General features: G+C 67.7%; 20 protein-coding genes and 5 pseudogenes. 9 read left to right on the top strand and 16 right to left on the bottom strand.

The features are described 5' to 3' along the window. Positions 1 to 100 precede the first annotated feature (100 nt). A pseudogene (locus OG293_RS38130) lies at positions 101 to 828 on the bottom strand (IS5 family transposase); the annotation flags it as partial. Between the two features lie 79 nt (positions 829 to 907). Here OG293_RS38130 and OG293_RS38125 point away from each other — a divergent pair. The 6 genes and pseudogenes from OG293_RS38125 to OG293_RS38100 all read left to right on the top strand — a co-directional run. Further along, a pseudogene (locus tag OG293_RS38125) lies at positions 908 to 1592 on the top strand (IS5 family transposase); the annotation flags it as partial. A gap of 534 nt (positions 1593 to 2126) precedes the next feature. Beyond that, entirely contained in the window at positions 2127 to 3908 is a 1782-nt protein-coding gene (locus tag OG293_RS38120; RefSeq protein WP_406003309.1) for a reverse transcriptase domain-containing protein, read from the top strand. A gap of 109 nt (positions 3909 to 4017) precedes the next feature. Further along, positions 4018 to 4143: pseudogene (locus OG293_RS38115) on the top strand (IS5/IS1182 family transposase); the annotation flags it as partial. A 231-nt stretch (positions 4144 to 4374) separates the two neighbouring features. Further along, positions 4375 to 4725 carry a beta/gamma crystallin domain-containing protein gene (locus OG293_RS38110; RefSeq protein ID WP_406003308.1) on the top strand — a complete coding sequence of 117 codons (351 nt, stop codon included), beginning with the start codon at positions 4375 to 4377 and terminating at the stop codon, positions 4723 to 4725. A 515-nt stretch (positions 4726 to 5240) separates the two neighbouring features. Continuing rightward, positions 5241 to 5486: a DUF664 domain-containing protein gene (locus OG293_RS38105; protein WP_406003833.1), complete on the top strand. Its 246-nt coding sequence runs from the start codon at positions 5241 to 5243 to the stop codon at positions 5484 to 5486. A gap of 91 nt (positions 5487 to 5577) precedes the next feature. Continuing rightward, on the top strand, positions 5578 to 5733 hold the full coding sequence (locus OG293_RS38100) for a DUF664 domain-containing protein (RefSeq protein WP_406003307.1): 156 nt from the start codon (positions 5578 to 5580) through the stop codon (positions 5731 to 5733). 588 nt (positions 5734 to 6321) lie between these two features. Here OG293_RS38100 and OG293_RS38095 read toward each other — a convergent pair. Further along, positions 6322 to 6567: a hypothetical protein gene (locus OG293_RS38095; protein WP_406003306.1), complete on the bottom strand. Its 246-nt coding sequence runs from the start codon at positions 6565 to 6567 to the stop codon at positions 6322 to 6324. Positions 6568 to 6660: 93 nt separating this feature from the next. Then, complete coding sequence (locus tag OG293_RS38090; protein ID WP_406003305.1) at positions 6661 to 7074, bottom strand: relaxase domain-containing protein; 414 nt, start codon at positions 7072 to 7074, stop codon at positions 6661 to 6663. A gap of 446 nt (positions 7075 to 7520) precedes the next feature. Between OG293_RS38090 and OG293_RS38085 the strand changes: the two genes are divergently transcribed. Then, a complete protein-coding gene (locus tag OG293_RS38085) occupies positions 7521 to 8021 on the top strand; it encodes a hypothetical protein (protein WP_406003304.1) in 501 nt (166 codons plus the stop codon). A 674-nt stretch (positions 8022 to 8695) separates the two neighbouring features. Here the strand turns inward: OG293_RS38085 and OG293_RS38080 are convergent. From OG293_RS38080 to lanL, 12 genes and pseudogenes are all read right to left on the bottom strand, one after another. Beyond that, positions 8696 to 9037 (bottom strand): hypothetical protein, encoded by a 342-nt coding sequence (locus OG293_RS38080; protein ID WP_406003303.1) that lies wholly within the window; start codon positions 9035 to 9037, stop codon positions 8696 to 8698. A 364-nt stretch (positions 9038 to 9401) separates the two neighbouring features. Further along, positions 9402 to 9932, bottom strand: a complete 531-nt coding sequence (locus tag OG293_RS38075) for a hypothetical protein (RefSeq protein WP_406003302.1) — start codon at positions 9930 to 9932, stop codon at positions 9402 to 9404. Between the two features lie 24 nt (positions 9933 to 9956). Then, a complete protein-coding gene (locus tag OG293_RS38070; RefSeq protein WP_406003301.1) occupies positions 9957 to 10958 on the bottom strand; it encodes a LuxR C-terminal-related transcriptional regulator in 1002 nt (333 codons plus the stop codon). Between the two features lie 422 nt (positions 10959 to 11380). Then, positions 11381 to 11680, bottom strand: coding sequence for a hypothetical protein (locus OG293_RS38065; RefSeq protein ID WP_406003300.1), 300 nt, complete (start codon positions 11678 to 11680; stop codon positions 11381 to 11383). A 59-nt stretch (positions 11681 to 11739) separates the two neighbouring features. After that, positions 11740 to 11898 (bottom strand): annotated as a pseudogene (locus OG293_RS38060) (IS5/IS1182 family transposase); the annotation flags it as partial. Positions 11899 to 12012: 114 nt separating this feature from the next. Next, the gene (locus OG293_RS38055; protein WP_406003253.1) at positions 12013 to 12390 is read right to left on the bottom strand and encodes a hypothetical protein; all 378 of its coding nucleotides are present in this window, start codon (positions 12388 to 12390) and stop codon (positions 12013 to 12015) included. A 77-nt stretch (positions 12391 to 12467) separates the two neighbouring features. Further along, positions 12468 to 12905, bottom strand: a complete 438-nt coding sequence (locus OG293_RS38050) for a hypothetical protein (protein ID WP_406003299.1) — start codon at positions 12903 to 12905, stop codon at positions 12468 to 12470. 134 nt (positions 12906 to 13039) lie between these two features. After that, positions 13040 to 13096 (bottom strand): annotated as a pseudogene (locus OG293_RS38045) (hypothetical protein); the annotation flags it as partial. A gap of 626 nt (positions 13097 to 13722) precedes the next feature. Then, entirely contained in the window at positions 13723 to 14604 is an 882-nt protein-coding gene (locus OG293_RS38040) for an ABC transporter permease (protein WP_406003298.1), read from the bottom strand. Next, positions 14601 to 15653 carry an ATP-binding cassette domain-containing protein gene (locus tag OG293_RS38035; protein ID WP_406003832.1) on the bottom strand — a complete coding sequence of 351 codons (1053 nt, stop codon included), beginning with the start codon at positions 15651 to 15653 and terminating at the stop codon, positions 14601 to 14603. The genes OG293_RS38040 and OG293_RS38035 overlap by 4 nt, the downstream gene beginning before the upstream one ends. Positions 15654 to 16080: 427 nt before the next feature. Continuing rightward, a complete protein-coding gene (locus OG293_RS38030) occupies positions 16081 to 16236 on the bottom strand; it encodes a VenA family class IV lanthipeptide (RefSeq protein WP_406003297.1) in 156 nt (51 codons plus the stop codon). Positions 16237 to 16279: 43 nt separating this feature from the next. Next, complete coding sequence (lanL, locus tag OG293_RS38025; RefSeq protein WP_406003296.1) at positions 16280 to 18952, bottom strand: class IV lanthionine synthetase LanL; 2673 nt, start codon at positions 18950 to 18952, stop codon at positions 16280 to 16282. An 892-nt stretch (positions 18953 to 19844) separates the two neighbouring features. Between lanL and OG293_RS38020 the strand changes: the two genes are divergently transcribed. Together OG293_RS38020 and OG293_RS38015 are read left to right on the top strand one after the other, a co-directional pair. Next, the gene (locus OG293_RS38020; RefSeq protein ID WP_406003295.1) at positions 19845 to 20042 is read left to right on the top strand and encodes a glutamine amidotransferase-related protein; all 198 of its coding nucleotides are present in this window, start codon (positions 19845 to 19847) and stop codon (positions 20040 to 20042) included. Positions 20043 to 20491: 449 nt separating this feature from the next. Further along, positions 20492 to 21685, top strand: a complete 1194-nt coding sequence (locus tag OG293_RS38015; protein ID WP_406003294.1) for an NAD(P)/FAD-dependent oxidoreductase — start codon at positions 20492 to 20494, stop codon at positions 21683 to 21685. 173 nt (positions 21686 to 21858) lie between these two features. Here the strand turns inward: OG293_RS38015 and OG293_RS38010 are convergent, their stop codons facing one another. Further along, entirely contained in the window at positions 21859 to 23106 is a 1248-nt protein-coding gene (locus OG293_RS38010; protein ID WP_406003293.1) for a HEAT repeat domain-containing protein, read from the bottom strand. Between the last annotated feature and the right edge of the window lie 52 nt (positions 23107 to 23158).

Here is a 23158-nt window from a genome sequence, read left to right as displayed (position 1 = left end):
GGGACATATGGCAGCGGTGCGGGAAAGGTCAGGTCAGGTCAGGTCAGGTCAGGTCAGGTCAGGTCAGATCACCAGCCGGAGGATGTCACCCGAGCCGCGATCTACGGTGCGCCTTCCTGCCGGCAGGACATACCAACGAGCTGGCTGACCTGCCCCGAGCCCGACGGACACGGACCCACGTAGTGGATTCGATGCCTTTGCGGGCGATGCGGTGGGTGATGCCCCGCTGCCGTGACCATCGGCGCAGGTGGTTGTAGTCGTAACCCTTGTCGGCGTGGAGCTTGGACGGCTTGCGTCGGCGTCGTCCGCGGCGGGAGGGGATCGGCGGTATGCCTTTCACCAGGGGGATCAGGGCCTGGCTGTCGTGCAGATTCGCCCCGGAGATTCCGACGGAGAGGGGCAGACCGGTCCGCTCGGTGATCAAGTGGATCTTTTGAGCCGTACTTGCCCCGGTCGACAGGATTCGGACCTGTCAGGTCCCCCTTTTCAGGGCTCGCATGTTGACCGAGTCGATCGCACAGCGGGACCAGTCCAGCTCGCCCCGCGCGCCGAGCTCGTCCAGCACCAGGCGATGGAGCTTGGCCCACACCCGCGCTCTGCTCCACTCGGTGATCCGGCGGTGGGCCGTCGGCCCGGACGGGCCGAACGATGGCGGCAACTGCCGCCACGTGCAGCACCACGTGGCCACGAACACGATCGCCGCCAGGACCTCCCGGTCACCATGCCGACGTCGGCCACCACCCTGGGCCGCGTCGGCGCCTCCAGCACCACCCGCTGGAACAACTCCCACAACTCATCCGGCACCAGCCGCTCAACGATCCCCACCACGACCGCAGACTATCGAGCAGGCCAAATGAGACGACTTCTTAGACGGTGTCCTACGTGGTGATCGCTCGTTGGACTGTCCATGGGGCGGGGTACATGGAGTTGGATTGTTCCGGACGGGCTGTGGGAGATTGCCCGGCCGCTGATCCCGGAGGACCGGGCACGGCCGCAAGGCGGCGGAACTGCGAATACGCCTGATGAGACGCTGTTCGCAGCGATCATCTACGTGCTGGTCAGCGGGTGTTCGTGGCGGGTGTTGCCGCCGTGCTTTGGGATATCGAAGTCGACCGCGCACCGTCGGTTCATGATCTGGTCGAGAGCCGGTGTGTGGGGCCGTCTGCACAAGGCGGTCCTGCACCAGTTGGACGACGCCGGCCTGATCGACGTCTCCCGCGTCGTCCTCGACTCCGCGCGCGTGCGGGCTAAAAGGGGGCGAACACACAGGTCCGAGCCCCGTGGACCGGGGCAAGCCGGGTTCCAAGATGCACATCCTGTCGGACGCGAACGGACTGCCCCTGATCGTCGGCGTCTCCGCTGCCAACGTCCAGCGAAGGTCTGAAGCCCACGGTGGCCGGTCACCAAACGAGACACGACCCCGACCGCGGCCGGTACTTCAAGCCTCAGCGTCTGCATGCGGACAAGGCCTACGACATTCCTCACCTGCGAAAATGGCTGCGAGGCAACGGATCGGAGTGCGCATCGCACGCAAGGGCATCGAGTCCAGCGAACGGTTGGGCCGACGGCGTTGGGTGATCGAGCGGACCCTGTGCGCCACGAGGCGCTCTGTTTGTATCCCCGGCTCAGCCGGGAGGAACTCGGAAGGAGGTTTCTGGGCCGGATGACTTACCTGGATCCGAAAGGTGAAGGGGACAACAGCATGTCAGAAAACCAGTGACCGGGCTCAGTTGTCAGAGACGGTGTGCTGGGCGGCCCGCGCGATATGGCGAAGACTGGATTGTTTGAAGCCCAATCTCCAGAAGATGCAAGTTCCCATCCGTCGGAAAGACGACTGAAACCGGCGCCGTGCTCTGCCCTGGATTCGAAGGTTGTCCGGTGCACTTCCGGAGCTCGGAGCGATCTCCAGCGAGGACATTCAAGGAGATGAGTGGGACGCCTGTGTCGCGCTAGAACGTACAGACAGGGACGAACGTGGGATCGCCTACGGGATGCGAGTCCTATGGCGACGGAGGCCCCGTAGTAGTCGCCGGAGTAACGACCGGTCAGGGAGGACGGGAAAGCCGTCCACATCGGGCGAAGGGGGCCAGGTGATTTGGACACCACAGAGTCGGGAGGTATGCGTAATGCAGAGCGCCAAAACGGTGCTGGGTGTCCTGCGTGAACGCGGCAGGCGTGGCCTGCCGTGCAATGAACTGTTTCGGCAGCTGTTCAATCCGCAGTTGTATCTGCTGGCCTACGGGCGGATCTACGCCAACCATGGTGCGATGACACCCGGGGTCACGTCGGAAACCGTGGACGGCATGTCGCAGCGGAAGATATACCGGATCATCGAGGCGATACGCCACGAGCGCTACCGCTTCAAGCCGGTCCGGCGCATCCATATCCCGAAGAAGAACGGGAAGATGCGTCCGTTGGGGCTGCCGACCTGGTCGGACAAACTCGTCGGTGAAGTGATCCGCCTGTTATTAGAGGCGTACTACGAGCCAACGTTCTCCGACCGATCTCATGGGTTTCGTCCCCGCCGTGGCTGCCATACCGCTTTGCGGGAGGTGGACCACACCTGGACCGGGACGTCCTGGTTCATCGAAGGGGACATTGCCGACTGCTTCGGCAGCCTGGACCATCAGGTGCTGCTGTCGATCCTCGGCGAGAAGATCCATGACCAGCAGTTTCTGCGGCTGGTGCGCAACATGCTCAAGGCCGGATACCTGGAGGACTGGAGATGGGGTGCCACGCTCTCCGGAGCGCCGCAAGGCGGAGTGGCCTCCCCGATCTTGTCCAACATCTACCTGCACAAGCTGGATGAGTTTATCGAGACAGTTCTGATTCCGGATTACACCCGAGGGAAGCGCCGGGCCCGAAACCCGGCCTACCTGGAGTTGCAGAATCTGCTGGCGAAAGCCCGCCGGCGCGGCGACCGGGTCCAGGCCCGCAAGCTGCGTCAGCGGATGGTCAGCCTGCCGAGCGCGGATCCCGACGATCCGGCATACCGCAGACTGCGCTACATACGCTACGCGGACGATCACCTCCTCGGTTTCACCGGACCGAAAGCCGAGGCCGAGCAGATCAAGCAACGCCTGGACCAGCTCCTGCGCGACGAACTCAAGCTGGAGCTGTCCCAGGAAAAGACGCTGATCACTCATGCCCGCACCGGGGCAGCGAGGTTTCTCGGCTACGAGATCACGACCCAGCACAACGACACGAAGAAAACCGGCCGTTACCGTCGGATCAACGGCCAGATCGCTCTCCGCGTCCCTCAGGACGTGATCAAGTCCAAGTGCGCCCCCTATCTCGCCCGCGGAGAACCCGCGAAGAAGACAGCCCTGATCAACAGCAGCGATCATGCGATCGTGGCGACCTTCGGGACCGTTTACCGGGGCGTTGTCCAGTACTACCTGCTCGCCGGAGATGTCTTCCGGCTGCACCGGCTGCAATGGGTCATGGAAACGTCCATGCTCAAGACCCTTGCCGCCAAGCACCGTTCGTCAGTGTCGAAGATGGCCGCCAAGCACAAGGCCAGAATTGACACGCCCAACGGGCCCCGGGTGTGCTTCGAGGCCCGCATCGAGCGGAAGAACAGGAAACCACTGGTGGCACGGTTCGGTGGGATTCCCCTCCAACGGCAGCGAGCGGCAGAACTCGCCGACCGCGAGCCGGTGCGGGTGGACTATCCGCAGAAGGAACTCATCGCGAGACTCCTGGCGGACACCTGCGAGATCTGCGGAAGCAAGGGCAATGTGCAAGTGCACCACGTCCGTGCTCTCGCCGACCTCGCACATGCCGGATGGCAGCCTTCCGACTGGGCACGCGTCATGCTTCACCGACGACGCAAAACGGTCGTGGCCTGCGACGTCTGCCACGACCGTATCCATTCAGAACGGCCAGCCCGATCACTCACGCCGTAGTCACTGGAGAGCCGGATGACCGGGAAACCGTCATGTCCGGTTCGGCGGGAGGCCGCGCGGAACAGGACTCGCCCCACGGCGAGCACCTCACCGCGCGGCCGACCCAACCGCCTGGCTGTCCGGCTATCGCAGACTCAGCCCCCGCTACGAACGCCATCCCCGCAACTACCTGGCCTTTCTCGGCCTCGCCGCCGCACTCTGCTGCTACAAACGCCTCGTCCGCCTCACCACATAGGACACCGTGCAGCACGCTCGGCACGGGCAACCAGTCCATCGTCCGAATGCCGTTCGACTGACGAGGATTCGGGAGTCATCGGCCGGCCCGCGCCCGGCGCTTCGGGCTGGGGTCCCGCACGAACGTCGAAGGCATGTGGCTTGAGGATGGAACCAACTGCCGCCGACGGTCATCTAGATCTGCGCGGGGGATGACATATGCCCGAAGATCCTAGGAAGTCGAGACACTTCAGTGAAGACAAGCTTCAAGAGAATCGCGACAACCGCAGCCCTGACGGTCGCGCTCGGCGTGACCATTTCCGCCGCCCCCGCGTTCGCCATCAGCAAAGTGGACTGTGGAAACCATACGGACTTTCTCCGTATGACGGTGAACCACAAAAAGGACTACTGCTATGCGAACAAGGGAAGGGTGGGTTTCACGGGGCGGCTTGGTTTGGGTGGAATCTGGGTCAGCGAGATCAGCACCGGCAACAACGACATCTGGTGGCTAGCTGACGGGAAGTGGCACTGGCTGTCGCGCAATATGGTTCACGACTTCCCCACGGTTGGCACCGTGAAGCTCCAGGCAGTCGAAATCGTCTGAGCTAGTTCTTGGGGTCCGGTATGGAAACGGACCTCGGACTGAGCTGTTCACCTGGGCGTTCGCCGGATACCGAGGCGGGCTTCGTCTCATGAGCACGTGCTCCGGCCAAGGGCGCACGTGCCCACGCGGTACGAACGGCCGTCCGATCGAGCAGTGAGTGAGCGGGGCGCCCGATGGTGTGCCGCCGGGTCGGGCGACCCGGCGGCACACACTCTCGTAAAGTCCCGCATGCCCGTGATCAGGCGCCCGGAGTACGGAAGTCGATCGTCGTCCTGACGGCCGCGTCGATGTCCTCCGCGCTGATCAGCGGCACGGCCCGGGACGTCACGGCGCCGTGGCGCGGTCGGGGTCGGGGAGTTCCGACGGGACCTGGCACTCCAGGATCTCCGCCCAGCGGTGCAGGACGACGAAGCCGGTGGTGTCAGCCTGGGCTTGGACCAACTCGGTGAGTGCATCGACGAAGGGCTGGGCGGCGGTGCCGACGGGCGGCCCGGCGGCGGCGATCCTGAGCCGCTCTGTCCGGCCTGACGGACGATCAGGCCAGGAAGGCGCCCACCGCCAGCGAGCTGAGCATCGGTGGTCTGATCAAGCACGCCGCCCGGTGTGAGGCTGGCTGGACCGATCTGATCCTGCAGAGGCAGCGCGGCCCGCGGCGGACGGCGGACGCGAGTGACTCCGCCGAGTTCCGGCTCACCCCGGAGGAAACGCTGGCGGATGCGCTGGACCAGTACGAGGCCGCAGCCCGGGCACAGACGCGGTGATCGCCGGAGTCGCCGATCTCGGCCAGGCCGTGGACGTTCCGCAGGGGCGCCGTGGTTCCCTGCCGATGTCAAGGAGTGGTCGGTCCGCTGGGTGCTGCTGCACCTGATCGAGGAGACCGCCCGGCATGGCGGCCACGCCGAATTCATCCGCGAGACCATCGATGGCGCCACCCTGTTCCCTCTGCTGGCCGCCGCCGAGCAGTGGCCCGACCCGTGGTTCCAGCCGTGGCAGGCCCCGACCGGCTGAGCAGCGGCAGGCCGGCCACCTCGAGGGCGGCGGGTGGTAGCTGCCCATCGAGCCGGCCCTGACCGTGGACCGGTGGCCAGCCCCGGCGACCACCGCCGGGGATTGATCGTGGAGTCCGGCATGCGCCGCGGCCCGGAACTGGACCAGGACTGCGGGCTCTTCGCGTCGCGAGGCGAAGGTCAGCCGTCACCACCCGGTTCGACCGGCGGGGGAAAAGTCCAGCCCGTTCAGCAGCTGTGAGTAGTCACCATTCCCGAAACGGGGAATGTGCCCCCGCCGGTAGCGGGTCTGGGGTCGGACGGTGCTCTTCCTGCTTGTGGTGCTGCACGGTCTGCTGGTGTCTTTCCGTGCACGAGGGCGTCCGGTCTCCCGGGCGTGCCTGTCGACCCCGTTCCGGACGTCTGGTCCGAGGCCGCGCCTTTGGTGAGAGTTCAGATCTGGTAGGTCGCGGCGATCTTCAGGTAGTCGCCGGGCTTCTGGTCCTCGCGGGTGCATTTGAAAATCTCGCCGATGGCCGCTGCGGCCGCTCATTCATTCGTCCGGGTGACGGGTGCCCACAGCTTTCCTCTATGCGCCCGGTGGGTGGGCTCAGTGACCAGGACCGGCCTCTCGGCCTTGGTGCGGGTCCGGCTGCTGGGGGTGGTGCGTGCGTTGGTCGTCCTCGCGCGCCGAGCGCAGTGCGTCGGCGTCCTCATGGTCGGCGTAGCGGTTCATGGTGACGCGGGCCTGGTCGGCCGCTTCGGTCAAGGCGTCCTGGAGACGGCGCGGCCGCTCGCCGGTGAGATCGAGGGCTTCCACGTCGGTGCGCGATGCCTTCAAGGCCCGCAGCGACACGGTAGATGCCGTCCTTGCCGTACCGGATCACCGCAACGTCGTCCTCGATCCACTCCAGCACCCGCTCGATCACGCGCTCGTGCGCGGCCTCGATCACCCGCCGGGTCTCCTCACCCCCAGCGCCCACAACAGGTAGATCGTCGGCTGCGACCGGAAGACGAAGTCGACACCGGTGACCGTCACCCGCCGTCCGAGGGCACCGGCCTTCCACACCTTCTTCGGGGACTCGCCCTTGGCAAGCCGGTCGGCCTCGATCCGGTCCGCGTACGGATGCCGGCCCCGCTCGCCGAAGAGGTTCCGCAGCTGCTGCTCGGTGACCTCCTGCCCTGCCGTCAGACCGAGCACGGCCAGGCCGCGGCCTCTCCATCGCCCGGCCGGGACACCGGCCTCCTCCTGAGCCTCGCGCAGCGGTGTGCGCGCCGGGCGGCGGCCGTCGCCGACAACGGTCTGGCGCAGGTAGTAGCGGTACATCTGACCGGCTCGGACGATCCTGATATCCACTGTCATAGAGACAACGCCACACGGCCCTGACCTGCAAAAAAGGCCGTTCAGCGGTACGTCCCGCCAGTCGGGAGCAACGGACCAACTTTCTTCCCCGGTGCCCACCAGACGGGAAGCGCCCCCGGACCGCGAGCGAGTGTCATCGCTCTCCGGCCCCGCCGCCGCTACTACGTCGTGCCTATACCCCATGAGGCAGGAGTTCCAAGTGCGCGCCACCGCTGCGGTCGTCGACCGCAGCGGCAACCTGCGTGAATCACCTCGATGACCCGAACGTTGCCTGGCGTGCCACTACGGTCGGGACCCTCGTGAGCTCGGGCGGCTCCGGGCGGAGGCACGGCAAAGAGCCCCGTCCTGTACGTGCCCTGCGCGTAGTGGGAAGTTGGAGGGGCCTGGTGGTCGTCGGGGTGGGTCCTCGGCCCCAGGCCTTCCACTCGCCGTAGAGAGGATCGACCGTGACCTCGGACCACGACATGCTATGGCGTCATTGTGCGCACCTGGGCCGTGTCCTGCTGCCGCTGGTGGACCAGGAGCCATGGCGTCAGGCGCGTCGCCACGAGACCCTGCGGGCCCGGGGCATCGACATCGCGACAGGCGAACGAATGATCGAGATCTTTGCGGCCCTGGCCGCCCACGCCGTCGCGGCCGACGCTTCCGTGTCCGCCGCAGAATTCGACACTCTGCCCCTCAGTGCCGTGGCCGACGCGGCGACCGGCAAGCGCGACTACGAACTGCTCGCCGGGCTCCCGGACACCTTCGGCGACGACCGTGACGGACAGGCCGTCAACGTCTTCCGCCTGTACGCCTACAAGGGCGGGAAGTACAGCCACCGGCTCTTGCTGCTGAGCAGGGAACTGCGCTACGCGCTGAACGTCCTCGCCGAACGCTCGCCGATACCGTCCCCCACATGCGGGGACGTCCTCCGCCGGGCGGCCGAGGCCGGCCTACCGCAATGATCATAGAAAAAGACGAACTGAGGCCGCACTCCCGCCACAGGCAAAAGTGGCGGTCCGGGCGACCGTCAGGCAGTGAGCGCAAGCTCTGCGCAGGCGTCCGGCGTCTTGCAGGGGGGTGCAGCAAGATGTGTCTGGGGGAGATCGCAGAACATCGGCATGGACCAAGTCACGGAATACTCCGCATGAGTGCCCTGGTGGCCGCAGCTGTCGTCATTCTCATGGGGTGTCACTCGCAGGATCGAGTGTCCGCCCTCGGCGGCCTGGCGAGCGCCTCGATCGCGGTTAGTGAACACCTCGTACTCGCAGTGCCGGAGCGCGGCGGCAAGCCCTTGAACGGGTGCCGCGTCCGGCCACTCCTCCACCAGCACATCCCACATGCACAGGATCTGTTCTCGTCCGTGGCGGGAAGGGCTTGCCACGTCTGCGGGGGGGTACAGGGCGTTGGAGCGCTGGACAAAGACCGGAGGGGCGTCGCCACTCCATAGGGGCCAGCCGATCAGCCAAGCAGCCCAGTGCCGCTCTGAACACCGTGCGCAGACTGAGCGGCTGTGGTGATACGTCGGGCGCGGTGGAAGCCTTGATGGGCTCTGGCAGCCGTTTGGCGTCGATGTTTTTCTTGGCGTGCCAGGAGTACATGGGCAGGAACCACGTTTCGAACGCGCAGGGTTGCCGTGTCAAAGCGGTACCGCTCGTATCCGGGAACGAGGCCGGGTACCGCGTCGTAGGGTATGTGTCCGTGGAGGCCGCACAGGAGCCGGGCGTCGCCGTGGCGGAGAAAGGGCCGGCTGTCCGTACGCGGCGACGTTCGCCGCAGCGTCCTGCGTGAGCCTCATGACGGCCGTGTCGGTGTCCCGTTCGGGGGGCGGCGAGTTGGCGATGTGGAGGCCGGCCCGCGGGTCGAAGACCAGCCCGGGCAGCCCGAGCGGCTCCAGGCTGTAGCCGTGGTCGCGGTGCTTGCCCAGCCGGCGGTCCTCCGCGCCGTCGGGATAGGTCGCGAACAGCTCCGCCTTGGCCATGTAGGCAAACCAGGAATCCAGAGGCGACCGGCACCTGACAACGCGAACAAGCATCATCGATTTCCGCGACGGAGACTTCGACGCACTCCGTTGTCAGCAGCGAGACACCAAGTCCCCGCCAATGGTGTGCACTTGAGTCAGTTGGCGCAGCATGAGCATGGCCCCCTGTAGGGGCGCCGAGAGCGAAAGAGGGTGTCCGTCGGGCGGGCGCGGTGTCGCCGCCGGCGCTCGCCGTACGGGATCGGCCGTGAAGTTCCGGTGAGCTGTCCAGCCCTGCGGGATCGCGCTTTTGCAGGCCAGAGCCGGTGTTCCCGGTGAGGATGATCAGCGTCACGAAGGTCCAGAAGCGGAACGCCTATCGGTACTACTTGCGGGGTGTGGTCGTCGGAGACGGCCGCCGTGCGGCCCGGAAGCCGATGAAGACGCCCAGGAGGAAGCCGGCCTCCCGCCCGCGGTGTGGATGGGGCTGGGACTCGCAGCCCTTGGGCTCACCGCAGGCTCGGTGGTGACGGAGCGGCAGGCGGAGCTGCTGTTCGGGGAAGGCCGGCACCCGGATGCCGACCGCATGGAGCGCGAGAACCCCGACGGCGACCAGCTGTATGCCGTCCAGCGGGAGAAGGCCCGCCGCCGCCAGGCGCAGCGCGAAGCCGCGGAACGCGAGGTAAGGCGGCCGGTGTGCGAACGCTGCGGGACGAAGTTCACCGACGAACGCTGGCAGCAGACCCGGCCGAACCCGTGGCCCGTCGAGCGGGCTGACTTGTTCGGGTCGTGCGCGGAGGAGGACCGCGCCCGCACCGAAACAGAACGGGCGGCGCGGCGCGAGGCGGAAGCGACCGCCGGTCGCGAAGCCGCCGAGCCGCAGCCGGGCAAGGCTCGGAGGTTCGGCCGCCGCCACCCGTGTCAGATCACCGAGGCCAGGTCAGCTGAGTTCGGCCTCGTTCAGCCAGCCGGCCTGGGCAAGCCGGTATCCCGCCTGGAAGCGGCTGGTGGCATCGAGCCGCGCCATCAGCTCGGATGCCATCCGACCGGCGGTACGCACCGACACCCCAAGGCGCTTGGCGATGGTCTCGTCCGTGTGGCCAGAAGTGAGCAACTGGAGCACCTCGCGTTCTTGACTCGTCAGACCCCGACTGTCGCGCACCTTGCGGGGACCGACCGGTGCGGCCGTGCGCCATGTCTGGTCGAACAGGGCTGTCAGAGCTGTGACCATGCCCAGCCCGTGCAGCACGACCGCGGCAGCGGAGCTGTTGTCGGGGTCGTCCGGGATCACCGCGATCCTTCGGTCAACCAAGGTCATCCGGATGGGCAGTGATGGGACGGTGCGCACCTGCGCCCCCAGGCCGGTGAGCCAGCGGGCATAGTCGAGAGTCGGCGGGTGGTGGCGCGCGCTGTCCAGGTAGATGGTCCGCATGAGCACGCCCCGCCGCAGCAACTGCTCGTCCAGCGGCCGTGCGGCGGCGATGTTGTCCGCACTCGCGCCACGGCCGGGGGAGAAGGTGCACACCTCGCCCTGAACCTGGCGCGTCAGTTCGGCGAGACGGTCACGAATGTGGTCGAGCCCGGTCAGTTGCTCCACGGTCTCGCCGGGGCTGCCCGGCACAGCGTCGGCGAACTCTGCGATGAGACTGGCTACAGCCAACTTGGACGCCTCGATCCTGTGCTGATGTGCTACCACTTCCGCCTGCTGCCGGGCGAGCAGCGCCTGAAGGCCGATCTCCGGACTGATCGGCCGCAAGCGGCCGCTGTCCTCCCACGACGGACGCAGCAAGGAGAGCTCCGCCAGCTGGTCCAGACTGGCGCGCACCTCGTCCTCGGTCAGTCCTACGGCCGCCGCAACCTCGGGCAGCAAAGCCTGCGGACGAGCGAGCATCGTGCGGTAGACGGCCTCACATGAGGCGTCCAAACCCAACAGATCGAGCATGTGGTGACTTCGTTCTTCCACCCGCGAATACACGGCTGACCGGATCATCGCAATTCTGCGTAAGATACTTGTCAAGATTCCGGCAAGATTCCGCCAGCACTCCAGCGTTCAGTCGCAACGATGTTAAGGAATGCGCGGAGGTCGGCAACATTTTCGGAGCCAGCATTATGCTCAAGTGACCACCGCCACCACCTGCTTCAACGCCGCGCGAGACCTACCGGCCGGCCACCACCGGAGCCAGGGCTCCCGGCAAAATCCTTAAGCAGGGCCGGGGACTGGCGCGGTGGCTTCCGCTCCGTTTCCAGTCCCCGCCCCTTCAAGTGAAGTAGAGCGCCGAAGAGGTGCCCGTGGTTCGGGACCTTTTCCAACGGACCCTTCCCGAACGAGACGGGCCAGTTCCCCGGCATCCCGCTCTCCAGTGATCATTTCCGTGGTGATGCGGCGCCTCGCCCGGCGTGGATGTCGTCGTGGCAGCGACGGCAGATCACCAGGGTCTTGCGCCGCCGTTTGGCCATGAGGTGCACCCAGCCGGGTTCGTCCCGGCGTCCGGGCCGGTTGAGACCGACGAGCTTGCGGACGTGGCGGACCTCAAGATTCGTCCGGGCTCCGCAGATCTCGCAGCACTCGGCAATGAGCCTGTGGAGCAGCTCGCTTCGCTTCGCACTGGCCATGACCGGCCGTCTGCCGGTGAGGACGGCCGTGCGCTGTCGTTTGAGCGGCATCCCGCCGAAGCGGGCGACCAGTGTTTTCCTTCCCCGGTCGCGTGGGACGGTGACGGTCAGGCAGGTCCGCTCACCAGCACGTAGATGATCGCTGCGAACAGCGTCTCATCAGGCGTGTTCGGCGTTCCGCCACCCTGCGGCCACACTCGGTCCTCCGGGATCTGGCAAGCTCCCACAAGCCGTCCGGAACAATTCCAACTCCACATACCCCGCCCCATGAACAAACCAATGACGGATCACCACATAGGACACGGTCTTGGTCGATACGGGCGGTCACGCGTGTGGTGGCTGCTGCCGGTTGGCAGCAGCCACCGCCGGTCAAGGCCGGTCGGTCAGGCGTTGGCGCAGATCGCGTAGACGCTGATGCCGACGGAGGAGTAGCCGTCCTGTCGGCCGAGTGCGATCCAGCCAGTCCCGTCGTCGGTGGGGAAGCTGCCGACCAGCACCGCGCCGTTGCCCTGGGCTTCCCCGCCGCCGCCGATGACCCTCTTGCCCGCCGGGCAGTAGACGGTCCGGCGCTGGAAGTTGGGCACGTTGGCGTTGGGGAGCTTGACGATCTGGTACCCGTCCACCGCGGCCCGCGCCGGTGACTTGGCCGCTGCAGCCTGGCCGGCGGCACTCTCGCCGGTGGCGGCCTGAGCTGCCCAGCCGGCCCCGGACACCAGGGCCAGGGCCAGAACGCCCGCACCGATCGCCTGATTGGCTCGCATACACATGTCCTTCCATCCCGGAGGACCCCAAGCATTGGAGCCCTCTCGGCGACCATCCTCACGACACTGACCAGCGATCAAGCAAGGAACCTACGTAAACGACTCGATAGGGCGAACACGGGGCATAGAGGGCGCTCACGCAAAGCGTGCAGGAGCGCGGCGGATGCCCCGGCTCTGCCTGCCCGGACACGCCAGCCCCGTGGGGAGCCGAGCCCAGCAGCGTCCTGGTCCCCTGGCTCCCTCCCCGGCCCGACCGCACCTTTGGAGTCGTGGTCCGGGTGGAGTCGGCGGTTGGTTCCGGACCGGCCGATGTCCAGGTCCAGGAAGGAAGCCAGCGAGGTGCCGCTGTTCCAGAAGCCAAGCAGGTTGACGTCGATGAGCGTCAGGTGCTGGCGGGCGGCGAACTTGCGGGCCGGGTCGTTGAAGACACAGGAGGCGACGAATACGGGAACGTCAGTGCCGTGTTCGGCGTCGCGGGCAGTGCCGTTGAACGTCTGGATGTCGCGGCTGCCCACCGTGCGGTGCTTCGCATAGCGCTTGCACTGAATGACGATTTTCCGTCCGTCCGTCGGGCAGGCAGGCAGGCAGGCAGGCAGGCGATCATGTCCGCGCCCAGATCGCCCGCACCGCCGACCCGCTTCACATCGGTGCAGCCGTCCCGGCGGCACAGTTGGGCGATGTACTCCTCGAACTCGCGGCCGTCCATCGCCCAGCCCGCGTCCAGCGACCGGCGCGCCTGCCGCCGCGCTTCTTCCGCCAGGCGCATTTTCTCGGCCTTCGCTTCACGTCGCCCGGCACGTACCAGGCCCCTGACGACGACCACAACGACCGCGGCGGCTAACGCCATCAACAGCGCTGTCCCCAAATGCTGTGCCCCTCCCCTGCCAAAACGGCGCTGTGCCGCCTTCTGGCTCCCCATCCCGTGGCGGACGCCGCAGACAGAAGCACATCAAGTCGTCGCCTGCGCAGAGGCGGATGAGTTGCCCGCGCATTCCTGTCCAACACCAAGACCCGCCGCGCCAACTCACCCCCGAGAAACTCGCCGCGCTCACCGCCTTCGGGCTTGAGTGGGCGGCGGCGTGACCCCCAGCTGAGCGACAAGTGGAAGAACCCGCCAGGCGCTTCCGAGCAGCTCCGGCTGGAGCGCAGCGAGCGCATGCCGAAGGGCTCCTACCCCGACCGCACCAACGTCCGCGGCGACAGCGACCTAGACATCTGTCGGATCGGACGGGGGAGGCAACCTCGTCGCCGTTGATCTCCGGGCCGGCCGGGAGATCAACGGCTACGAGGCTCTTGGAGGACCTGAACTTCTTTCAGTCCCGCATCTTGGTGTCATTCAGGGCGGCTGAAGCGGTGGGCGGCCCAGAGCAGGGCCATGACGCCGGTCATCAGGAGGACGGCGGCTTCGAGGGGTAGCGGAGGTTGCCAGCCGAACCATTCGATGCCCGCTGCGGCTCCCGTGTCGGGTACCCGTAGCGTGATGCAGCGGCGCAGCAGGTCCACCCCGTAGGCGAGCGGGTTGGCAGCGGCCAGTGCGTGAGCCCAGCCCGACAGGTTCTCCAGCGGGAAGAAGCCGCCGGAAAGGAACAGCAGTGGCAGCATCACCAGGCCGAGCAGCATGTGGAACGCCTCGGCCCGGTGGAGGCTCACGGCCAGGGCCAAGGCCAGGGCGGTGATGGTGAAGGAGGCCAGGATCATGCCGGCGAGGAGCAGCGACAGGAGGAGCGGGTCGTAGGGCAGGCCGACTGCGCCGGCCAGGCAGAGCAGGACGGCGCCCTGGACTGCCGCGACCGAGGTGCCACCGGCGCAGCTTCCCAGGAGCAGGGTGGAGCGGCTGACCGGGGCCATCAGGAGCTCGCGTAGGTAGCCGCTCTGCCGGTCGGTGATCAGACGGATGCCGACCATGATGGCCGGGGTCTGGACCGTCATCATCAGCATGCCAGGGAAGAGGTAGGTCTGGTAGCCGACGCCCAGCGAGGAGTTGGGGATCAGGGCGGCCAGACCGCCTCCGAGAATGAATAGGTAGAGCACCGGCTGGAGCAGCATCAGGGCAGTGTGGGTGGGCTGAGCGGACAGGCGCAGCAAGTCGCGGTAGACCAGAGCGTGGATCGCGCGCAGTTCACAGCGCAGGCGGGTCAGCGGCTCACGGCCGGAGCTGCCAGGGACACGAGGAGTGCCAGAGGCGCTCAGAGCCTGGAGGGCAGGTGTGGTCACAGGCCCCCCTCGGTTCCTGCCGTGGTTCCGCTCGGGGTAGGAGAGGCCGTTGTCTGGTGGGGCCGGATGGCGTGAATGCTGCGGCCGGTGTGGTGGAAGAAGACGTCGTCGAGCGTCGGCGGGGTCGCGGAAGCGGCCTGCACGGAGATGCCGTGGGCTTCCAATGCCGCGCAAAGGCGGGGAATCCAGGCGCTGCCGTTGGGCACTCGCAGGCAGACCCCGTCGGTGTCCAGGGCAACGCTGTGGCCCGACGGCGCAGTACGGCGTACGACCTGTCGCGCTGCGGCGTCGTCGCCGGTGCGCAGCACTACCCGGTCGTCTCCGATCGCAGCCTTCAGCGCAAGGGGCGTGCCTTGTGCCACCAGTCGACCGCCGTCAATGATGGCGAGGCGATCGCAGTTCTCCGCCTCCTCCAGGTAGTGGGTGGTGACGAAGAGTGTGCTGCCGTGCCGTTCGCGCAGCGCCCGCAGGTGCTCCCAGACCTGGGCACGGGCGTGAGGGTCGAGTCCGGTGGTCGGCTCGTCGAGGAACAGGACCTGGGGCGCGTGCAGCAGGCCGCGGGCGAGCTCCAGGCGTCGTCGCATGCCGCCCGACAAGGTGCGTACCGGGGAACGCCGCCGGTCGGTCAGTCCGACCGCCTCGAGCGTCTCGCCGGCGCGGCGACGGGCGTCGCGGCGGCGCATCCCGTAGAGACGCGCGTGGATGTGCAGGTTCTGTTCGGCTGTGAGATCCGGATCCAGAGCGCTGTGCTGGAAGAGCATCCCGACCCGTCGTCGTACCTGGTCCGGCTGGCTGAGCACGTCGGCGCCCGCCACCGTGGCCTGTCCGGCGGTGGGGCGGGCCAGGGCACACAGCAAGGCGATGGTGGTGGACTTCCCGGCGCCGTTGGGGCCGAGGAAGGCGAAGGCTTCGCCTTGGCGCACGTCCAAGTCCAAGCCGTGAACGGCATGGGTGGTGGTGCCGTTCGGGCCTGGGTAGCTCTTGACCAGACCGCGCGTGCTGATGGCGTACACCGGCTCGGCAGCAGACTGCGTGGCGTGCGGGCTCATGGGGGCGGCTGACAGGAGGGTTGCCTGAGCGAGAGCGTCAGCACCGGCGTGTGGCTCCATGTGGTCGGGTCCTCGTCTACGGGTGGTCATCTGCGGGCACAGGCTTGCACCGGGGCGGCCAACCACTGTGCACGCCTGTGCCTGACAGGCCTGCGGCCTCGGTGTTACTCGCGTCGTCCAGGAGCGCAGTCGGGGGCTGTGCTCGATGTGCGGCTCCCGATGTGGGAATCATGCCTTCGCTCCGGCCGGTGGCTGCCCTGGGGCAGCCACCGGCCGGAGGTTTCTGAGCCCTTTCAACTTGCCCCAGGTCGAATGCCGAAGAGGGAGCACCGTGGTGTCTCTTCCCTGCGGGGGCCAGTGTTCAGCGCCTCGTCAACGAGCCTGTCGTTGTCTCTCTGAGCACTGCTGAAAAGGGCTTACTGCCTGTTTAGGCGCAGCTGATGCCGACACAGACGGTGTTGAGGAGCGTCAGCAGGCCGACGCACTGACAGGTGGCGGCGAACGGCGCTCCGTCGACGCCGACCGGGTCGGTCTCCGGAAGGGCATGCAGGTGAGCCAGCAGTTCGAGGTCGCGGTTCTCCATGACGTTCTCCTTCTCTGTGAGGTGGCGGCAGGGTCTCTGCCGTTCAGCCCGGCTGCTGAACCATCCAGTGCCGGGGGTCTGTGTGGCGGATCCGCAGGAGGAAGGCCAGGATTCCCGCGGATCCGTCGCTCCAGCCCGTCGAGATGTCCCCGTACTCATTGGGGAAGACGACGTGGCTTTCGCGGTGGGCCCGTTCGGAGACGATGAGGCGGGCCAGGTCCTCGGCCATCACTCGGTAGACGGGATCCCCCGTGGCCCCGGCCATGTCGAGGAGGAAGTCACCGTTGCCCGCCAGTCCGTGGCACTGGGTGAGGGCGGCGCGGGAGGCACGCTCGACGACGGCCTGCGTGGCACGACGGGCGAGCTCACCGAACCGGTCGTCCCCGGTCGCCTGCCACAGACGGACCAGGAAAGAACCGATGCCCGCCGAACCGTGGCACCAGTACGGGGCCGTGGGCACGTCGGTGGCCTGGGCCGGCCACTGGGCCGCACCGCCGACCATCACGACGTTGGCCACCAGGTGCTCGCCCGCCGCCACCGCCAGCTCCAAGTACTCCCGGCTGTTCGAGACGGCCGCGGCGGCCAGGAGGAAGCATCCGATGCCGGACGTTCCGTGCGCGAAGCCCAGATAGCGTTTGCCGGCCTCCTTGGAAACGGCTTCCGCGGGGACCGGCCAGCTCACCCCGGACGGCTCGCGCTGCGCGGCGGCGGCCAACCGGTCGGCCGCGTCGACGACGAGTTCGGCGAGGCGTTTCTCACCCGTGCGGTGCCACAGGTGGGCGGCCGCCAGTCCGCTGCCCGCGGAGCCGTGGGTGATGTCGTGACTGGGCGTCGACTGCTGCGGGGCCAGGGCCAGGAGCATCGCGTGATCCATGAGAGCGCGGTCGTCGACGGCGCGTCCGGCATCGTACAGCGCCCAGGCGGTTCCCCTGCCGCCGAAGTGCAGGCCGGGGCGCGTGGAGCGCGTGTCCGTGCGGGCAGCGATCCAGTGGCCCGCGGTGGAGATCAGCTCCGGCAGGCGCGGGTCGCCGGTCAGCTCGAAGTACCGTGTCAGCACCGCCAGGACACCGGCCGCGCCCTGTTGCACGGTACAGGGGTCGGTCTCCCCCGCCATGGTGGACACGGGCCACAGCCGCCGCTCGTCCTGCGGGGTCATCGAATCGACGAGGTGGTCCGCGATCCCCGCCACTGCGGCCTGTGTCGCGTCGTGCCACGGGTCCTTCCGGGCCGGGCCGGCGGCGGGGTGGTCCGGGAGCGCCCGCTCCGTCCGGCGGAGGGCCGCGCGCGCCCTGGCCGGGTCCCAGCGCTCGGCGGGATCGTCCTTCATCAGCCCCAGGATCATCTCGGGCATGCCGTCCGGCAGGCGGAGCGTAGCGGTGCAGGCGGCCAGCCACTCGGCGAGCCGCTGCTCCGCGGTCCTGGTGGCGGGCTCCTCGGGCAGCAGGTTCGGTACCTTCCCTGCGAGGACGAAGCACACGGTGGCGCCGAGGCTGTAGTAGTCGGCAGTCGGGGAGACGGGCGCGTCCACCAGACGCTCGGGGGCGCTGAAGCCGGGGGTTCCCACCTGCGTCGGGAGGGCGGCGTCGTCCTTCAGGACGGCGAGCTCCAGATCGATGAGGCGCAGTTCGCCGTCCGGTCGGACCATGATGTTGCCGGGTGTGAAGTCCCGCAGAACGCAGCCGTGGGCGTGAGCCGCGGCGATCAGGTCCACCAGACGCCCGGCCTGGGCCAGCGCGTCGGCGCGGTAGCGCTCGCTTCCGGCATCGCGGAAGTGCTCGGCGACCCAGTTTCGCAGGGGGATGCCAGGAACTTCCTCTTGAGCCAGGAACAGGTGACCGCCGTGCTCGAACATCGCGAGGGGCTCTGGTGCCAGCCCCGTGCCGCTCAGCTTCTCCAGTGTCCGGGCCTCGGCGCGCAGCCAGTCGCGGACGTCGCAGCCGGACGCGTCACCCTCCACGTGCGGACGGGCCTCCTTGATCACCACGGGTGCGCCCGTGGTGACGTCCGTACCCCGGTAGACCCCGCCCTTGTTCGTGTGCCGGATCGCCTCACGTACCGAGAACCGGCCTCCGAGCACCACCGGGCCGATCGCCGCCTTCTCCGTAGCCGGCGGGGCCGGCACCGAGGGGGGGAAGGGGCTGACCGCCCAAGAAGGCGGAGAGTACTGGCCAGTGCGCTTGTCCTCCACGGCATTGCCGTCGGGATCCTGGATGAACCACACCAGCAGACCCTCGTCCGACAGCCGCCGCCGGCCGACGAAGGCGCCGTAGCGGTAGTGCACCAGACTGTTCACCGTGTAGGGCTGGTCCGAGAGGATCCGGGGGCCGGCCAGCCCAGCCGTGGCTTTGTGCAGCTCCCGCGCGATCCGGGCCGCGTCTTCATCGGAGCACGGGTAGACGGTGATGAACTTGCCCGAGCTTCCCCGCGGCGTGGCACGGGAGTTGAGCGCGCTCACCTTCTCCAAAGACCGGGCGAACTTGAACGCCGATCCCTCCCGCAGCAGCACGTCCAAGGCTTTCGCGAGAACCGCCGGTGCAGAGGCGGACGTCGCCGACACGTGCAGCTTCCAACCCTGCTCGGGCTGTGTCGCGGACACGGGTGTGAGACGGCACCACATCTCGTCCGCGCCGGAGGTCCAACGCGCACCCGTACCTGTGGCGTGCAGTGCCTGGCGGAGCAGACCTTCGAGGTCAACTTCAGTTGCGTGGCTAGTCATGCGTGTTCCTCTCAACGGCGAAAACCGCTGGTGGAATATGCCTTCGATAAGAAAGACGTACAACGTGTGCCCGACGGACGTCAGTTGGTTCAGCGAGCACACAGTGTCTTTTTTCCAGCACCGGATGGCTACCGGCGCACGAGGAACGCGCAGGCGGTGCCAGTGGGCAATATCTCTGCCCGCCGGGTCGGCGACGTGGCCGCCTGCATTCCAGGAAGGGCGTCATCGGCTGGAGTTGATGAATTCCAATTCTCACAGAGCCCGGCGATATCGATGTTTCAGGCGGACTACGGGGGCATGCTGCTCCCTGCTCGGCCAGAAGGGTCTCGTACTCGAAGGCGACCAGCACCGTTCTCAGCTTCACCATCGGCCAGTCCCCTATTTCGATTCGATCGGTGAAATAAGCACGAGCAACGGCTGCGGCCACGGCGAACGCTACCGACGCAACCTTCCGCCGGACAGCTTTCCTCCTGCCCGGCCCGTGGTAAAGAATCTGATTTCGCCATAACGCCAACCAGCGAAGGAGCGTGGTCCGATACATCGGCACGGCCGCGATCAGCAACCTGAGCTGCACCCGCTAAATAAGTCGAGTGATCAACAAGTTCCCGGCGATCGCTCAAAATTGACTCAAATGGCGAATTGAGACTTGCCGACCGGGCGACCGATCGCATGACCGGTCACCAGGACCGGCGTGAACGATCCGTCTCCCGCCATCGGCCAAACCGCACGTCAGCGGCGTGACCTACCCATGCAACCCCTGTCGGATGGCTTGCCAGCGCGTGCTGCCGTGAGCGGTCAGGCGCTGGTCTGTGCGACGGCGGCGCGGACTCCTGCGTCATCAGGGCGACCGAGCCGCGCTGGACGGGCGCCGGGGGCCCTGCTCGCCCAGACCTTGTGCAGCGCGGCGCGCATCCTATCGAACGGCGAGGAGCGCGCTCCCTGGCTGCCGGCGGTGCGGGAACTGCTGCGCTCGGCTGTGGCACGGGACCTTCCCACCCTGGGCATCTGCCTGGGCATGGAGCTGCCCCCGGTGGCCTGCGGCGGCGAGGTCCGCCATGCGGCACGACCGGAGGTGGGCTGTGCGAACTGACCGTCCTTCACAGCGCGGTCGCCGACGAATTGTTTGCGACCCACGCGGGTCAGGGAGTGCCACTGCGCGCGGTGCAGTGGCACTGGGAGGAGCCCGGGCTGCTGCCCGAGGGCGCGCTGCTGAGCAGCGAGCGCTGCGCCCACCAGGCGTACCGGATCGGGTCGGCCGTCTGGGGCGTGCAGTTCCAACCCGAGGTACTGGCCGACGACATAGGGGCCTGGGGCACGTCGGACGCCGGCCACCAAATACAAACATTCATTCGGTTTTCGACACATTCTGTCACCGATAGTTGACCACCGCCCCGTTTCGACTGCCCAAGACAGCCCCAAGCGTCTGTCGGAGGCTCAGCCGCTCGTCTTGGTTCGGTGACCCGCGTCACACCCGGCTCCTGTCAGCAATCGGGGCGCCGTCTCGTTCAAGGGGCACGCGAACGAGACAGGAGCAACGCCATGAAGCACCGCATCGTCGTTCTCGGTGCCGGATACGCCGGGGCCTTCGCCGCCGGAAACCTGGCCCGCCGGCTCTCCCCCGCCGACACCGAGATCACCGTCGTCAACGCCGTGCCCGACTTCGTTGAGCGGATGCGGCTCCACCAACTCGCAGTCGGCCAGGACATCGCGTTCCGCAAGCTCGCCGACGTATTCGCGGGCACCGGGGTGCGGCTGCGCCTGGCGCGCGTCACCGGCGTCGACCCCGAGCGCAGGACCGTCGCCGTGACGAGCGGCGAGGACGGCGACGGCGAGCTCGCGTACGACACGCTTCTCTACGCGCTCGGCAGCTCCGTAGCCCACGATGGCGTCCCCGGCGTGGCCGAGTATGCCTTCGATGTCACCGGCCGGTCCTCGGCGCTGCGTCTGCGCGAGCGCTTGGCCGACCTGGGCGAGGGCGGCACCGTGCTGGTCGTCGGTGAGGGGCTGACCGGGATCGAGACCGCCACCGAGTTCGCCGAGTCCCGGCCCGACCTCTCGGTCGCGCTCGCCGCCCGCGGCGAGCTGGGCGCCTGGCTCTCTCCGAAGGCCCGCCGTCACCTGCGCCATGCCTTCGACCGGCTCGGCGTCACCGTCCACGAGCACACCGGCATCGACGCCGTCGAGCCGACTCGGGCGATCGCCGCCGACGGTACGTCCATCCCGGCCGACGTGACCGTGTGGTCGGCCGGGTTCGCCGTGCACCCCATCGCGGCCGCCAGCGGTCTGGAGGTCGCCGAGACCGGCCAGATCGTCGTCGACCGCACCATGCGCTCGGTCTCGCACCCGGACGTCTACGCCGCCGGTGACTGCGCCCACGCGATCGGCGAGAACAGCCGGCCGCTGCCGATGTCCTGCGCCTCGGCCGGCTTCACCAACATGCAGGCGACCGCCGCGATCATCGCTCGCCTGACGGGCTGCGAGGTCCCGACCACCGGGCTGAAGTACCACGGCAACCACATCAGCCTCGGGCGGCGGGACGCGATCTTCCAGATGGTGGACGGGGACGTCCGGTCGAAGTCCTGGTACCTGGGCGGCCGTACCGCCGCGCGGCTCAAGTCGGGCGTACTCAAGGGGGCCGGGTGGGGCGTCGCCCATCCGACCTTCGGCATGCCGAAGCGCAAGCGCCGCCTGGCCACCGCGCCCGACCGGGCCGGTGTGAGGGTCGCCGCATAGGTTGTTCCGCATGGACAGCGCAGCTATCGATGGGACGCCTGGCCCTGGTCGAAGGCGTACGCCTCGCGCCGGGCCGGCGTCCACTGCGACGCCCCATCTGGTGGGGAGCGTCATTCGAACCCTGCGGTATTCCTTCCGCTCCGGTGCGCCTGACCGGCCTTGGCGGAGGGGAGTCAGCGACCGTCTCGTCGCCGCGCGTAACGCCATGCCGCACCGAGGTAGTGCTCCTCATCCGGGTAGGCGGGCTGCGGCGGGCCAAGTCGGCGGGCACCTTCCACGCACCGTTCGTCGTCGTGGAGGGCGAGCCCGTACACCGCGATGACCTGGACGCGGCGGTCCTCGTCGTCCAGCAGAGCAGCCATGGCCTCGGTGAGGACGGGATCGTGGTCCTTGCCATCAGCAAACGTGAGGCAGGCGTCCTGCCGCACCCCTGCTTCCGGGTCGCGTATGAGCTCTCGCAGCGCCTTGCGAACGGCATCGGAAAAGGCAGGTGGCGAGGGCCACGCACTGAGTCCGCGCGCCACCGCGCGCCGGACTCGGGTGTCATGGTGGCCGCCGTAGGGCAGGAGAGCCGCTTCTGCTCGGGGGTCGGCGTGTTCTCCGAGAGCGACCAGCACCTCGGCGAGGACGGCGGGGTCCGTCTCCTTGGCCGACCAGTCGGTGAACGTGTCCAGGGCCGGGCCGGCGAACGCATCCTCGTCACTGTCGTCGAAGAGATGGGTCAGCCGCAGCACCTCGGCACCCAACAAACGGTGAACCGGGTCCGTGTGCGTGCGCAGTGCCGCAGCAGCCGTCCAGGTCGCCTGGTCCCGCCGGTGAGCCAGCACCATGGTGGCACTTGCCCATGCCGTGTGGTTCTGATCGGCGTGGGCCAACGCCCGGTCCATGAGCTCCTCGAACGAGGTGCGGACGCCGAGCAGTTCCTCCAGGCGCGTGAGGATCGCCCCATGCCCGTCCCGCACGGTAATGCCGTCAAGGGTGAACTCGTCGACGCTGTTGAACTCGTCGTCCTGGACTCGGGTCCGAGTGACAACATCCTCGCAACCCGTGCGCCGCCGCAGTTCGGCCTCGACCCCCGTCTCGCGCCAGTGGCGGGCGATGTCCAGCATGTGCAGTAGCTCCGACTTGGCGTAGCGTCCCCGGATCCTGTCGTCCAGGAGGGCCTGGACCAACGCGGGCGAGCCCGAATCGACTGCCTCGCGCAGCGGCAGCAGGCTGCCCGGTGCGCTCTGGCGGGGATCCGCGCCGTACTGGAGCAGCAGTTGGGCGATGGCTCCGGAGTGCGCCCGGACCGCCAGGCAGAACGCGGCGTCGTCCACGTTGGGGCCGCTGTCTTCCCGGAGAAGCCTCTCCACCAAGGCGGTGTCTGCGGCCCGGACCGCGCAGATCAGCGGAGACTCGGCGTCCGCTGCACCGTTCACACCCGTATCCCTACCGGGACCCGTACCCATGCTTCTGCTCCCCCCGTCGTAT

It is taken from the genome of Streptomyces sp. NBC_00829 (assembly GCF_045161795.1).
Classification (GTDB): domain Bacteria; phylum Actinomycetota; class Actinomycetes; order Streptomycetales; family Streptomycetaceae; genus Streptomyces.
This window is presented reverse-complemented; position numbering and strand designations above follow the sequence as displayed.

Bases quoted from the DNA above. Each gene is read 5' to 3' on its own strand.
- OG293_RS38070 (WP_406003301.1), bottom strand. From the start codon at position 10,958: ATGCTCGATCTGTTGGGTTTGGACGCCTCATGTGAGGCCGTCTACCGC.
- OG293_RS38030 (WP_406003297.1), bottom strand. From the start codon at position 16,236: ATGGAGAACCGCGACCTCGAACTGCTGGCTCACCTGCATGCCCTTCCG.
- OG293_RS38035 (WP_406003832.1), bottom strand. From the start codon at position 15,653: ATGAGCCCGCACGCCACGCAGTCTGCTGCCGAGCCGGTGTACGCCATC.
- lanL (WP_406003296.1), bottom strand. From the start codon at position 18,952: ATGACTAGCCACGCAACTGAAGTTGACCTCGAAGGTCTGCTCCGCCAG.
- OG293_RS38015 (WP_406003294.1), top strand. From the start codon at position 20,492: ATGAAGCACCGCATCGTCGTTCTCGGTGCCGGATACGCCGGGGCCTTC.
- OG293_RS38090 (WP_406003305.1), bottom strand. From the start codon at position 7,074: ATGACAGTGGATATCAGGATCGTCCGAGCCGGTCAGATGTACCGCTAC.
- OG293_RS38120 (WP_406003309.1), top strand. From the start codon at position 2,127: ATGCAGAGCGCCAAAACGGTGCTGGGTGTCCTGCGTGAACGCGGCAGG.
- OG293_RS38065 (WP_406003300.1), bottom strand. From the start codon at position 11,680: ATGCCGCTCAAACGACAGCGCACGGCCGTCCTCACCGGCAGACGGCCG.
- OG293_RS38080 (WP_406003303.1), bottom strand. From the start codon at position 9,037: ATGGCCAAGGCGGAGCTGTTCGCGACCTATCCCGACGGCGCGGAGGAC.
- OG293_RS38055 (WP_406003253.1), bottom strand. From the start codon at position 12,390: ATGCGAGCCAATCAGGCGATCGGTGCGGGCGTTCTGGCCCTGGCCCTG.